The sequence below is a fragment of the Amycolatopsis sp. NPDC003731 genome (assembly GCF_053586895.1).
Window position 1 is genome coordinate 16,370 of sequence record NZ_JBSFNC010000118.1, and the last position, 11,947, is coordinate 28,316.

13 protein-coding genes are annotated in these 11,947 nt (G+C 71.3%); 5 read left to right on the forward strand and 8 right to left on the reverse strand.

Features of this window, described 5'->3' with window-relative positions; genetic code table 11:
* Nucleotide 1: 1 nt before the first annotated feature.
* Entirely contained in the window at nucleotides 2-1,123 is a 1,122-nt protein-coding gene (locus ACWDN5_RS34890) for a hypothetical protein (RefSeq protein ID WP_449679281.1), read from the reverse strand.
* 100 nt (nucleotides 1,124-1,223) lie between these two features.
* Nucleotides 1,224-1,757: a hypothetical protein gene (locus ACWDN5_RS34895; RefSeq protein WP_449679282.1), complete on the reverse strand. Its 534-nt coding sequence runs from the start codon at nucleotides 1,755-1,757 to the stop codon at nucleotides 1,224-1,226.
* A 71-nt stretch (nucleotides 1,758-1,828) separates the two neighbouring features.
* On the opposite strand from ACWDN5_RS34895, the gene ACWDN5_RS34900 reads away from it, so the two are divergent.
* Nucleotides 1,829-2,254 carry a MarR family winged helix-turn-helix transcriptional regulator gene (locus ACWDN5_RS34900; RefSeq protein ID WP_449679283.1) on the forward strand — a complete coding sequence of 142 codons (426 nt, stop codon included), beginning with the start codon at nucleotides 1,829-1,831 and terminating at the stop codon, nucleotides 2,252-2,254.
* 10 nt (nucleotides 2,255-2,264) lie between these two features.
* On the opposite strand, the gene ACWDN5_RS34905 is transcribed toward ACWDN5_RS34900, so the two are convergent.
* Complete coding sequence (locus ACWDN5_RS34905) at nucleotides 2,265-3,053, reverse strand: SDR family oxidoreductase (RefSeq protein WP_310972501.1); 789 nt, start codon at nucleotides 3,051-3,053, stop codon at nucleotides 2,265-2,267.
* Between the two features lie 139 nt (nucleotides 3,054-3,192).
* Between ACWDN5_RS34905 and ACWDN5_RS34910 the strand changes: the two genes are divergently transcribed.
* Nucleotides 3,193-3,555: a YciI family protein gene (locus ACWDN5_RS34910; RefSeq protein WP_310972502.1), complete on the forward strand. Its 363-nt coding sequence runs from the start codon at nucleotides 3,193-3,195 to the stop codon at nucleotides 3,553-3,555.
* A complete protein-coding gene (locus ACWDN5_RS34915; RefSeq protein ID WP_449679284.1) occupies nucleotides 3,555-4,769 on the forward strand; it encodes an RNA polymerase sigma factor in 1,215 nt (404 codons plus the stop codon). Before ACWDN5_RS34910 ends, ACWDN5_RS34915 begins: the two co-directional genes overlap by 1 nt.
* A 4-nt stretch (nucleotides 4,770-4,773) precedes the next feature.
* Here the strand turns inward: ACWDN5_RS34915 and ACWDN5_RS34920 are convergent, their stop codons facing one another.
* The 5 genes from ACWDN5_RS34920 to ACWDN5_RS34940 form a co-directional block, all read right to left on the reverse strand.
* Nucleotides 4,774-5,577: an LLM class flavin-dependent oxidoreductase gene (locus ACWDN5_RS34920; RefSeq protein ID WP_449679285.1), complete on the reverse strand. Its 804-nt coding sequence runs from the start codon at nucleotides 5,575-5,577 to the stop codon at nucleotides 4,774-4,776.
* A 50-nt stretch (nucleotides 5,578-5,627) separates the two neighbouring features.
* A complete protein-coding gene (locus ACWDN5_RS34925) occupies nucleotides 5,628-7,073 on the reverse strand; it encodes a family 43 glycosylhydrolase (protein WP_449679286.1) in 1,446 nt (481 codons plus the stop codon).
* Between the two features lie 52 nt (nucleotides 7,074-7,125).
* Nucleotides 7,126-8,886: a DUF1996 domain-containing protein gene (locus ACWDN5_RS34930; RefSeq protein ID WP_449679287.1), complete on the reverse strand. Its 1,761-nt coding sequence runs from the start codon at nucleotides 8,884-8,886 to the stop codon at nucleotides 7,126-7,128.
* A gap of 263 nt (nucleotides 8,887-9,149) precedes the next feature.
* Nucleotides 9,150-9,878, reverse strand: a complete 729-nt coding sequence (locus ACWDN5_RS34935) for a cupin domain-containing protein (protein WP_449679288.1) — start codon at nucleotides 9,876-9,878, stop codon at nucleotides 9,150-9,152.
* Between the two features lie 17 nt (nucleotides 9,879-9,895).
* Nucleotides 9,896-10,453 (reverse strand): TetR/AcrR family transcriptional regulator, encoded by a 558-nt coding sequence (locus tag ACWDN5_RS34940; protein WP_449679289.1) that lies wholly within the window; start codon nucleotides 10,451-10,453, stop codon nucleotides 9,896-9,898.
* A 94-nt stretch (nucleotides 10,454-10,547) separates the two neighbouring features.
* Between ACWDN5_RS34940 and ACWDN5_RS34945 the strand changes: the two genes are divergently transcribed.
* Together ACWDN5_RS34945 and ACWDN5_RS34950 are read left to right on the forward strand one after the other, a co-directional pair.
* Nucleotides 10,548-10,916, forward strand: coding sequence for a DoxX family protein (locus ACWDN5_RS34945; protein WP_449679290.1), 369 nt, complete (start codon nucleotides 10,548-10,550; stop codon nucleotides 10,914-10,916).
* Nucleotides 10,917-10,930: 14 nt separating this feature from the next.
* Complete coding sequence (locus ACWDN5_RS34950) at nucleotides 10,931-11,803, forward strand: RNA polymerase sigma-70 factor (protein ID WP_449679291.1); 873 nt, start codon at nucleotides 10,931-10,933, stop codon at nucleotides 11,801-11,803.
* The last annotated feature ends 144 nt before the right edge of the window (nucleotides 11,804-11,947 follow it).

Sequence of the window (11,947 nt, forward strand, 5' to 3'; positions counted from 1 at the left end):
CTCAGCCGTGCGCCGCGGTGGCCGGCGGCATCAGCTTCGGGTACTCCTTCTGGAACTTCTCGATCATCGTGGCGGACGGGATGATCCGGTTCGGGTTCGCCTGGCTCGTCGCCTGCTTCTCGCCCCAGGCGCCCGCGGCCTTGCGCTGGTCCGGGGTGCCGTGGCTGTGGTAGCAGTCGCCGATGGAGGCGTCCAGGTAGGTGACCTCCTGCTGGGTGCGGGCGTTCCACGCGAAGCCCTTGGCGTGCGCGACGAAGTAGCCGCCGTAGGCGTCGGGGCCCATCTCGGACGACTCGTTGCGCGGGTAGTTCTCGTGGGCGAAGTCGACCTGGTGGCCGTACTCGTGCCCGACCACGGACTCCACCGAGACGTCGTCGAACCCGAGGACGTCGACGGTGTCGAGCAGGCCGTCGCCGAGCGCGACGCGCTTGCCGCCGAGGCTGCCGGCCGGAGCGGAGAACGCGTTCAGGGTGAGCAGCGGGTTGCGGCCGCCCTCCATCGCCGGGACTTCGTAGAGCACCTTGGTGGCGAGCGCGGCGGCGGTCTTCACCTTCGCCGGCGCGAGACCGAGGCCGAAGGTCTGCGCCATCTTCGCCTGGCTGCCCAGATCGGTGCCCTTCCAGGCGACGAGCTGGATGTTCCAGCTCTCGATGTCCCAGAAGCCACGCAGTTTGTCGATCGTGGCCGTGGCCCGCGGCGTGTACTGACCGTCGGTGCCGAAGACCTGCGGGGTCTTGTCGGACGCGACGCCTTGGACGTAGAGCTGGCTCAGCCCGGACAGCGCGTCGAGCGCCTTGCCTTCGAGCGGGGTGAGCTGGGCCGCGAGCTTGTTCGCGTACGTCAGCAGCGAACCCGCGGTGCAGCCCGGGATCGGGCCGTCCGCGGCCTGGCTCTGCGGGCCGATCCGCGGAATGGGTGACTCGATGAGCCGGTCGACCCCGCGCAGCGCGTCCGCGGGCAGGCCGTTGTAGAGATCGATGACGTATTGGTAGAGCTGTGCGACGTCTTGCTCGACGCCGGTCGGTTCGGCCGCGGCGGCCGGAACGGCCGTGGCGAGCGCCAGAGCGGCCGCGGTGCCCGCCGCCGCGAGTGTCCTGCCGAGAAATCTTGTCCGTTCGGGCAAAGCCGGTTCCCCTCTTTCCGTTTCAAGATCACCAAGCACCGCCACAGTAGGGCGGTGTTTGGCGACGAAACCGGCGCCGGATCAAGAACCCCGGAATGGCTCACGTCTTTCGAAGGGTTCCGGGGCTGCGGACCTCGGCCGAAAGTACTAGACGCCCGGTTTCGAAGACTTGGCGCACGACGCCGATCCACCACACGAACGTCAGCGCGATGACTGTCGGATTCTTCAGGAACAGCAGAACGGCCAAATAGGTCTGACGGGCGGACTCGGGCAGCAGCTTCGCCAGGACGTCTTCGGCCAGGACCTCGAAGACCAGGAAGGCCGCGCCCAGGAACGCGCCCTGCCACAACAAGCTGCGCCAGTGGTTCCGCGCGAACGTCCGGCCGGCGCTCAGCCGGAGGGTCCGGCCGCGCACGGCGATCCGCCAGATCGCGACGACCAGCGCGACCCGGGCGGCCAGCACGACGACCTCGGAGGCGAGGGCGACGCCGTGGGGGATCCGCGCGGTCCAGTTGACGACGATCAGGCGCTGGATCGACGCGACCGACGACAGCCCGAGGATCAGCCCGAGGTGCTCGGTGTAGCACCGCCAGGTCCATCTCGGCACCTCGAGCGCCAGCTTCAGTTCGCTCATGCCGCAACTCCTTCAGTGGGTGAACAATTTAGTTCAGTGTACTGAAATATCGAGCGAGGTAAAGTGACGGTATGGAAGGTCGGGACGCCGGACGTGAGCTGAGCACCGCGGTGGTGGCGTTCCACGAGGCGGTGGGAGCGAGCCTGGGCGTGACCGCGGTCGATCAGCGCGCCCTGGCGCTGATCGCGGGCGCCGGGTCGCTGTCGGCGGGCGAGCTGGCCACGGAGATCGGCTTGACCCCGGGCGCGGTGACGGGCGTGGTCGACCGCCTCGAGCGCGCGGGCCTGGCCCGCCGGGCCCCGGACCCGGCCGATCGCCGCCGCCTCGTGATCACGGCGGTGCCCGGAGCGTTCGGCCGGGTGTTCGCCGGTCTCGACGCGGCGATGGCGAAGCTGATGGCCGGTTATTCGCCGGACGAGCAGGCGGTGATCGCGGACTGGGTCACGAACACGGTCGGCATCCTGCGTGAACAGACCCGCCTGCTGGCGAAGCGGTAGCCGGCGCCGGTCACCTCACCCAGCGGCGGAACCCACCTTCGGCGTTGATGACCTGGCCGGTGATCCACGCGCTGTCGTCCGAGGCCAGCCAGCGGACCACGCGGGCCACCTCGGCCGGGGTGCCCCACCGTCCGGCCGGCAGGGCGCGGCCGACGCGTTCGGTGAGGTCCGGGCTCGCCCATCCGGTGTCGACCGGGCCGGGGTTGAGCGCGTTGACCGTGATCCCGCGATCGATCAGCGCGTCGGACAGGCTGAGCGTCATCTGGTGGATCGCGCCCTTGCTGATCGCGTACGGCAGTTCCTGGCTCATCGGGGCCAGGTGCTGACCGGAGGTGAACAGGATGATCCGGCCGCCCGGGCGCTGGTCGTCGTGGGCGGCGGCGAACGCCTGGGCCAGCAGCACGCTCGCGCGGGCGTTCACCGCCCAGGTCAGGTCCAGCTCGGCGGCCGTCACCTCGGCGAGGCTTTGCTCCGAGCTCCGGGCGTGGTTGGCGACCACCACGTCGAGCGCGCCGAACGCATCCACCGCGGCGGCCACCACCTGCCCGGGCGCCTGCGGGTCCGCGAAATCGGCGGCGACGTGCCGCAGCCGGTCGCCTTCGCCGCCCAGGAGCTCCACGATTCCGGCGTCGCCCGCGGGATCGGGGCCCCACGGCTGTTCCGCGTCGTGCGGGGACCAGGCCTGCACGAGTACCGAGGCCCCGGCCGCCAGGAGTTGCTCGGCCACGGCGAAGCCGATCCCGGCCCGGCGGCTGACGCCGGTCACCACCGCGACCCGGCCCTCGAGCGACGCACTCACGCCGTGCACCTTATCCACACGAGACGCCGCAGCCGGTCGGCGTGGAAAACTTCCTCCGGACCCGTGTCGATCCGCGAGCCGCCCGTTCGACCTGAAGGCGCACGGGCCCCGAAGCGGCCCGCCGGACGAGGAGGCTCAAATGGCGAAGTACCTGCTGATCATGCGGGGCACCGACGCGTCGAACGCGGCCATGATGGCGAACATCGACGAGATGATGGCCACCAGCCGTCAGTTCATCGAGGACCTGTTCAAGGCCGGTGTCTACGTGGCCGCCGAAGGGCTCGACGATCCCGCCAAGGGCGTGGTCGTCGACTTCAGCGGGGACACGCCCGTGGTCACGGACGGGCCCTACGGCGAAACCAAGGAACTCTTCGGGGGTTTCTTCCTGATCGACGTCGCCTCCAAGGAAGAGGCCGTCGAGTGGGCGACGCGGGTGCCCGCCGCGCCCGGGGCGAAGGTCGAGGTGCGGCGGGTGCCCGGCAGCGACGAGACCCCGAACTGATGGGCACCCCCGACGTCGAAGCCGTCTGGCGGATCGAGTCGGCGCGGATCGTGGCCGCGCTGACCCGGTTCACCGGGGATTTCGGGCTGGCCGAGGACGCCGCCCAGGAAGCGGTGGCCGAGGCGCTCGTCTCGTGGCCGCGCACGCCGCCCGCCGATCCGGCCGGCTGGCTGATGGCCACCGCGCGGCGGCGAGCGATCGACACCATCCGCCGCCGGGTGGCCTTGCGGGACAAGTACGCCGAGCTGGCGGCCGGCGAGGTCGTCCACGAAGAGATCGATCCGGACCGGATCGACGACGACGTGCTCGCCCTGATGTTCGTCAGCTGCCACCCGGTGCTCTCGCCCGAGGCCCGCGTCGCCCTGACGCTGCGGGTCGTCGCCGGCCTGTCCAGCCAGGAGATCGCCCGGGCGTTCCTGGTCTCCGTGCCGACCGTGCAGGCCCGCATCACCCGCGGCAAGAAGACGATCGCCGCGGCCGGGGTGCCGTTCGAGCTGCCGCCGCCCGCCGAACGCCGGGACCGGCTGGGCGGCGTGCTCAGCGTCCTCTACGTCATCTTCACCGAGGGAGCCACGGCCACGTCGGGCACCCAGCTCGTCCGGCCCGACGTGGCGTACGAGGCGATCCGGCTGGCCCGGACGCTTGCCGCGCTGCTGCCGGACGAGCCGGAGGTGCACGGCCTGCTCGCGCTGTTCGAGCTGACCGCCGCGCGCTTCCCGGCCCGGACCACCCCGGACGGCTCGCCGATCCTGCTCGAGGACCAGGACCGGCGGCGGTGGGACGTCTCGGCGATCCACCGCGGGCTGGCCGCGCTGGCCAAGGCCTCCGCGGGCGGCCTCGGGCCGTACGGCCTGCAGGCCGCGATCGCCGCCACGCACGCGGCGGCGCCCTCGGTCGAGGCGACCGACTGGGACAAGATCGTGGTGCTCTACGAGGCACTGGCCCGGGTCGCGCCCTCGCCGATCGTCGAGCTCAACCGGGCGGTGGCCATCGCCATGTCCTCGGGGCCCGCGGAGGCGCTGGCGATCGTAGACGACCTCGTCGTCTCCGACCGGCTCTCCGGTTCGCACCTCGTCCCGACCGTGCGCGGCGAGCTGCTGACCCGCCTCGGCCGTCGCCCGGAGGCGCGCGCCGAGCTGGAGCTCGCGGCGCGGTTGTGCGCCAACGAGCGGGAACGTTCGGTCCTGCTGCGGAAAGTGGCCGAGCTGGATTGAGCGCTCAGGAGCGGGGGCCGTCTCGCAGCACGCCCCGGACGTGGTCGGCGGACAGCGATTCGGGGTCGAAGCCGGTCAAGATCCACGTCGCGCCCGCCGCCGCGTACGGAGACGTGTCCTCACCGGGCTCGACCTCCGCGACGTAGTCGAACGGCCCCGGTCCCTCGCGCAACGCCTCGACCTGGGCCACGGCTTCGGCGAAGCGGTCGGCGGAGCCGAGGTTCACCGGGAAGTAGCCGTCGAGGCGCGCGGCCCGGCGCATCGGGCGGAGCTTGCCGGGGAAACCCGCCGCCCAGACCGGGATCCGGCGCACCGGCGTGGGCAGGAACCGGATGCCGTCCACCGTGTAGTGCTCGCCGTGGTGCCGTACGACGTCGCCGGACCAGGCGGCGGCGAGGATCTCCAGTGCTTCGTCGAGCATGCGCGCCCGCACCCGGTCGTCGCACTCCTCGCCGGTGCGGGAGAACTCCTCGCCGAACCGGTCGCCGCCGAGGCCGACGCCGAGGGTGAGCCGGCCGCCGCCGAGGCGGTCGAGGGTGGCGGTCTCGCGGGCGAGCTTGGCGGGGCGGCGGCGGGTGATCGCGCTGACCATCGGCCCGAAGCGCAGCTCCGACGTCGTGGCGGCGATCGCGGCCAGGGTGATCCACGGATCGGCCACCGCGGTCACCGGCTCGCGCCAGCGGAGGTGGTCCCACACGAAGAGACCGTGCCAGCCGGCCTCCTCGGCTTCGGCGGCGAGGCGGGCGACGAGCGCCGGGTCGGCCAGGGCGTCGAAGAGCGGGAGCCAGAGCGCGTGCTGTGGGGTCATGCCGGTAACGCTACGGACCGGTTCCCATCGGGAAAAGCAATGAAAACTGCTCAACTCGATAAGGGTTGCCGATGTTCGGTCGTGTAGCGGAACCCGCGCAGGGTCACGGTTCCGCCGAGGACGCGCACGCCGATCATGCGGCCGGTGAAGCCGGCCGCGACCTCGGTGGACAGGTACCGGCCGTCGAAGGAGCCCAGGACTTCCGCCCGGCCGTCGGCGTCCAGGACGGCGAGCTCGACGAGGTCCGGCTCGCTGATCTCCCGGAACGGGCCCGAAACCGGCGGCTCGAGCGCGCGGATCCGCAGGGACACCACGGAACCGGCCGCGACGGCGGTGACGGTCTGGACCGCCGGTCCGATCGCCACCGTCGCCGTCACCGTGGTGCCGTCCGCCGTGAGGCCGTACCAGTGGCGGTCGTCGATGCGGACGACGAAGGCCGCCGTGCCGCGGGAAACGTCGAGGTCTGCCACCGCGGTCCAGTACTCGTCCAGGGCCCGGGTCAGCAAGAATCCACTGAGGACCAGTCCGTCCGGACCGGCCTGGTGCACGACGGGACTCGCGCCCGGAGCCACCCAGCGCGGGTGCAGCTCGGCGAAGCCGTCCGTGAAGCTGTTGTCCGCCGGGGCAACCGTGAACCGGGTTTCGTCGACGACGGGCCAGCCGTCCACCCAGTCCACCCCGGCCAGGAACGTCTCGCGGCCGTTGACGTGGAACTGCGGTGTCTTGCCGCGCGGCCGGACGCCCAGGTACACCATCGCCCAGCTGCCGTCGGCGCACTCGACCAGGTCGGCGTGCCCCGTGTTCTGCACCGGGTGCGTGGTGCTGCGGTGGGTCAGGATCGGGTTCGCCGGCCCGGGCTCGTACGGGCCCTCCAGCGTGCGGGCGCGCGCGATGGTGACGGCGTGGCCGCGTTCGGTGCCGCCTTCGGCGAGCAGCAGGTACCACCAGCCGTCGACCCGGTACAGGTGCGGGCCCTCCGGTGCGGCGAGGCCGGTGCCGTTCCACAGCAGCCGCGGCTCGGCGAGCATCGCTCCGGTTCCGACGTCGATCGGGACGCTCGCGATGCCCGGCAGGTCCGGCCGGAACGAGGCCCACGTGAGGTGGCAGACGCCGTCGTCGTCCCAGCAGAGGTCCGGGTCGATGCCGGTGGTGCCGGGCACGTGGACCGGGTCCGACCAGGGGCCGGCCGGGTCCTCCGCCGTCACGATCAGGTGGCCGCGGCCGTCGAGGACGTTCGTGGTGACCAGGTGGAACCGGCCGTCGTGGTGGCGCAGGGTCGGCGCGTAGATCCCCGTGTTCGCGGCGCCGTCGGACGGCGGCAGCTGGCTCGGCCGGGTCAGTGCGTGCCCGACGAGCTCCCAGGAGACGAGGTCCGTGCTGCGCCGGATCGGGACGCCCGGCACGTACTCGAAGCTCGAATTCGCCAGGTAGTACCGGTCGCCGACCCGGCAGATCGACGGGTCGGGGTGGAATCCCGGAACGATCGGGACCGTCATCGGTGGCTCCTCACGGGTGCCCGCCGCCGTCCGCGGCGGGCACCCGCGCGGGTCAGGCGGTGCAGGTCTTGTTGCGGTTGATGCAGTTGACGACCTGGTTCATGATGCTCTGCGACATCACGTTCGCGAAGTCGTCGTGGTCGGACAACGGGTTGTGCTCCTCGGACGGGAACGAGTCCACTTTGTACTGCTTCTTGACCTGGACGTCGTGCGGGATGTCGTAGACCAGCGTGATCCGCAGCTCCGGCACCGCCTTGAACCCGGCGGCGCAACGCCCGGCCGCGTCCGGGAACACGATGTGCGTGCGGTGGTTGGCGCTGTCGGTGTTCTTGCCGTCCCAGCAGCTCGGGAAGTCGTGGATCCGCTCCACCTTGCTGCCCTGCGGGCAGATCGGGTACTTGTCGGTCAGCCGGTTTTCGAAGCCGGTGCAGGTCCACGCGGCCCGGGTGTTCTTGGTGCCGTTGATGGACGGCTTGGCGTCGCCGGACAGCGCGCGCAGGAACTTCGGCATCGCGACGACCTTGCCGGCCGCGCTGCCGCGGAAGGTGATGCCGACCTTCGCCGGGCGCTGGATCTGGCCGTCGTTGTCCGGCAGCTCGTTGTTGGCGTCCGGGCCGGGCAGCGGCGGTGTCGCCGTCGCGCCACCGTTGTTGCCGCCCTGGCCGAGCGTGCAGGGGGCGAGCGCGTCGAGGCCCTGCGGCTTGGCGGCGGTGCGGCCGATCGCGATGGCCATGCGGTCGATGGTGGCGACGCGCTTGTCCTTGAGCGGGCCGAGGATGGCGTTCTGGACGAAGTTGGGTCCGCCCTGGCCCTGGGTGCTGACCAGGCGCTGGTTCGCCTCCTGGAGCTGCGTGTTCAGCAGCTGCAGGTTGCGGTCCACTTCGGCCTTGGCCGACGCCGGGACGGCGGGGAGCTTGCTCGCGACGTCCGGGCAGGTGATCTGCTGCGCCGCGCCGCCGGGGGCGCCGCCGCCGTTGCTCGCGGGGTTGCCGCCGGTGCCGGCCTGCTCCTTCAGCGTGCAGGGGGCGAGCACGCCGAGGCCCTGCGGCTTGGCCGCGGTGCGGCCGATCGCGATCGCGATGCGGTCGATGGTGGCGACGCGCTTGTCCTTGAGCGGGCCGAGGATGGCGTTCTGGACGAAGTTGGGGCCGCCCTGGCCGCGTGTGCTCACCAGCCGCTTGTTGGCCTCGTCGATCTGCGTGTCCAGCAGGTCGAGGTTGCGGTTGACCTCGGCCATCGCCGAGTCGGGGACGTCGGGCAGCCGGCTGGCGACGTCCGGGCAGATGATCGCCGGGGAAGCGGCGTCCTGGGCGGCCTGGTCGCGGTCGCCGTCGGCGGGCTTCGCGGGCGGGTTCTTTTCTTCGTCCTCGGTGTCGATACGGACAACCGGCCAGAAATAGGCCGATTTGTCGCCGTTTTTGCACGTGGTACCGGCGGCTTCGAGGCTCTTGTTGTTCGAGTCCGCGTTCGACGAGAGGTTGCCGACGTAGTCGTGCAGGTGCTGGGCCCCGTTGCGGACCCCGGGCTGCGCGACGAAGTTGTCCGGGTTGAAGTGCTGGTTCTCGTTGCGGCCGCAGTCCACGGTGAAGGTGCCGGTGGACGCCCCGCGCGCCTTCGCGGGCTCCCGGTTGCTCGGCGGGACCTTGAGGATGTCGATGTAGAGCGACGGGTCGGCCGGGTCGGCGCTGGCCTGGCCGGGGGTGCCGAACGTCGTCGACACCGCGATGCCGCCGGCGGCGACGGCCAGCGCGAGGACACCGGTGGCGATCTTGGTGCGTCGGGAGATGCGGTGCTTTCCCGCGTTTCCGGGCATGAAGGGACTCCGATGGGTTCAAAGGGGAGAGAATCCACTGGCCCGACACCAGTGGCACGGTTCTCTGTTAGCGATAACAATGTCCACCTTGTGAAGAGCCAACCGATTCTTTCCGGGGACTCAACCGGGGGCGGGCACGGCGTAATCGTGACCCGCGGGCGCCCCGTTGTCCAGTGCTTTGTCGCGTGAGGAAAGAGTTCGGAAATGTGGTGAACCGCGGTGAACCGGGAGCCGTGTACCCAGGTGAGGCGTGGAGTGCGAGGTCAGCTGTCCAGCATGGTCAGGCTCGGTGTCTCGCCTGGTCCGACCGGGAAGTAGGCGAGGAAGGTGACGCCGTCGCCCTGGGGGTCGAACCGGGCGATCCGCGCCGATTCGGGCTCGTGGAAGACGTCGCCGGGGGTCAGCACGGTTTCCGGCTCGCCCTCGATCTGGAAAACGGCGGACCCCGTTTCGATGCTGCCGAACACCGGTCCGTTGTGGACGTGGAGGCCGAGGTGCTCGCCCGGGGCGATGGTGATCCGGCGGATTTCGACGTGATCGATGACGCGCGGTGCCGGGAGCTGCTGGTCCAGCAAGAGCGTGCGGGTGAAGGCCGGGACGGTGGCGGGCTCGCCCTCGCCCGCCGGCTCGCCGATCTCGGTGGGGGTGCCGTCGGCGGGCAGTTCCTCGATCGCCAGGTGCGTCAGCGGCGTCGTGTCGGTGGCGCCGTGCCAGTGCCATTCCCCGGCGGCGACGCGGACCGTGTCGCCCGGCCGGATCAGCCGGGCCGGGCCGCCGCGGCGCTGGACGTAGCCGGTCCCGTCGGTGACGACCAGGACCTGGCCGAGCGGGTGCCGGTGCCAGTGCGTGCGGGCGCCGGGGGCGAACTGGACGCGGTCGACCCGGGTGCGGGACGGGCCTTCGGGGACGGCGAGCGAGGTGATCCACGCGCTGCCGGTGACCGCGTCGGCGGGGGCGGGGGTGCCGGCAGCGGGAACGTGACGGACGTCCACTTCGGTCCTCCTGGGGGTCAGTGGGCGGTGAGCAGGGCGAGCACGCCGGAAACGGCCTGGTCGAACGGTTCGGGGGAGCCGGCGGCGCGGGCGAGCACGTACCCGCCCTGCAGGACGGCGACGATCGTGGCGGCCAGCGCGGCGGTGTCCAGCGACGCGGAAAGTTCGCCGGCGGCACGGCCTTGGTCAAGGACCTCGGCCAGCCGGGCGCGCATCAGCGTGAGGGTCTCGTCGACCGGAGCCCGCAGGTCCGGGTCGGCGACGATGTCCGGGTCCTGCGTGAGCCGGCCGATGGGGCAGCCCTTGAGCACCTCGCGCTCGCGCCGCAGGTAGGCGGTGATGCGCTCTACGGCGGTGCCGGGCGTGCGCAGCTGCGCGTCGGCGGCGGCCAGCAGTTCCTCGCCGCTGCGCCGCACGGCGGCCAGCGCGAGCTCCTTCTTGCCGGCGAAGTGGTGGTACATGCTGCCCTGGCCGGCGCCGGCGCGCTGCTGGATGGCCTTGGGGCTGGTGCCGACGTAGCCGCGTTCCCACAGCAGTTCGCGGGCGCTGTCGACGAGCTGGTCTCGGGTTCCCATGGGCGCTGACTGTACATACTAGTAGGTACAGAAGCAACGCTGTCACAAACTCCCGCTGGGCGGTGTCTTGAGGCCGATCAGGAAGGAGAACGTCATGGACCTAGCACTGTGGATCGCCGCCGGTCTGCTCGCCGTCGTGGGCTTGACCGGAGGCGTCACCAAAGTGTTCGTAGCCAAGGAGAAACTGGCGGGCATCCGTGGCGGCGAATGGACCGCCGGCGCCGCTCCCGGGTTCGTCAAGAGTCTCGGAGTGCTCGAGCTGCTCGCCGCGCTCGGCCTGGTCCTGCCCGCGGTGACCGGGATCGCGCCGGTGCTGGTGCCGGTGACCGCCGCCTGCTGGGTCCTGCTGATGGTCGGTGCGATGATCACCCACGTCCGGCACGGCAGTGCCGGGTTCGCCACGCTGAACCTGGCCTACCTGGCGGTCGCGGCGTTCGTCGCCTGGGGCCGGTTCCCGGGATGAGGGGAGCAGACGTGATGACCGAGGCCTTCGTCGCCCACCGGAACCTGCTGTTCACCGTCGCCTACGAGATGCTCAGCTCGGCGGCCGACGCGGAGGACGTTCTTCAGGAGACGTGGCTGCGCTGGGCCGAGGTCGACCTCGCCGAGGTGCGTGACGAGCGCGCGTACCTGGTCCGCATCACGACCCGGCTGGCGCTCAACCGCCTGCGCACGATGCAGCGCCGCAAGGAGGCGTACGTCGGGCCGTGGCTGCCGGAGCCGCTGCTGACGACGCCGGACGTGGCAGAGGACGTCGAGCTCGCGGAAAGCGTGTCGATGGCGTTGATGCTGGTGTTGGAGACGCTGGCGCCGACCGAGCGCGCGGTGTTCGTGCTGCGCGAGGTGTTCGACGTGGGCTACGACGAAATCGCCGAGGCGGTGGGGAAGAGCCCGGCGGCGGTCCGGCAGATCGCGCACCGCGCGCGCCGCCACGTGGACGCGCGCCGCCCGCGCGAGGTGGTGTCGGCACGCGAGACGAGGGCGGTGCTGGAGTCGTTCCAGCGGGCGATCGAGGGCCGCGACCTGCAGGGGCTGCTCGATCTCCTCGCGCCGGACGTGGTCCTGCTGAGCGACGGCGGCGGCGTGAAGCAGGCGGCCCTGCGCCCGGTTTCGGGCGCGGGCAAGGTGGGCCGCTTCATCATCGGAGGTATCGGCAAGACGGAGATCGAACTGACCGGCCTCCCGGTAACGGTGAACGGAAACCCGGCACTGGCCATGCACGTGGACGGCGCGTTCGACGGAATCATGGCGATCCGCGTGGAGGGCGGCCGGATCAGCGGGCTTTATTTCGTGAGGAACCCGGAGAAGCTGACCCGGGTGGCCGCCGAGACACCGTTGACCCTGCGGTGACGGGAGTGCCGGCTGTTCACAAGGAGGGAGCTGGGTGGTCATCCCGTCGCCTGAGGCCGTGAAAATCGCTTTGAGCCGGGCCCGCAACCCACAGCGCAGAGCGGGCCGACTACGCAAGCTTGCGGGCCGACGGCAAGACGCTGT

Bases quoted from the DNA above. Each gene is read 5' to 3' on its own strand.
- ACWDN5_RS34915 (WP_449679284.1), top strand. From the start codon at position 3,555: ATGGGCACCCCCGACGTCGAAGCCGTCTGGCGGATCGAGTCGGCGCGG.
- ACWDN5_RS34910 (WP_310972502.1), top strand. From the start codon at position 3,193: ATGGCGAAGTACCTGCTGATCATGCGGGGCACCGACGCGTCGAACGCG.
- ACWDN5_RS34900 (WP_449679283.1), top strand. From the start codon at position 1,829: ATGGAAGGTCGGGACGCCGGACGTGAGCTGAGCACCGCGGTGGTGGCG.
- ACWDN5_RS34950 (WP_449679291.1), top strand. From the start codon at position 10,931: ATGACCGAGGCCTTCGTCGCCCACCGGAACCTGCTGTTCACCGTCGCC.
- ACWDN5_RS34925 (WP_449679286.1), bottom strand. From the start codon at position 7,073: ATGACGGTCCCGATCGTTCCGGGATTCCACCCCGACCCGTCGATCTGC.
- ACWDN5_RS34940 (WP_449679289.1), bottom strand. From the start codon at position 10,453: ATGGGAACCCGAGACCAGCTCGTCGACAGCGCCCGCGAACTGCTGTGG.
- ACWDN5_RS34895 (WP_449679282.1), bottom strand. From the start codon at position 1,757: ATGAGCGAACTGAAGCTGGCGCTCGAGGTGCCGAGATGGACCTGGCGG.
- ACWDN5_RS34920 (WP_449679285.1), bottom strand. From the start codon at position 5,577: ATGACCCCACAGCACGCGCTCTGGCTCCCGCTCTTCGACGCCCTGGCC.
- ACWDN5_RS34930 (WP_449679287.1), bottom strand. From the start codon at position 8,886: ATGCCCGGAAACGCGGGAAAGCACCGCATCTCCCGACGCACCAAGATC.
- ACWDN5_RS34945 (WP_449679290.1), top strand. From the start codon at position 10,548: ATGGACCTAGCACTGTGGATCGCCGCCGGTCTGCTCGCCGTCGTGGGC.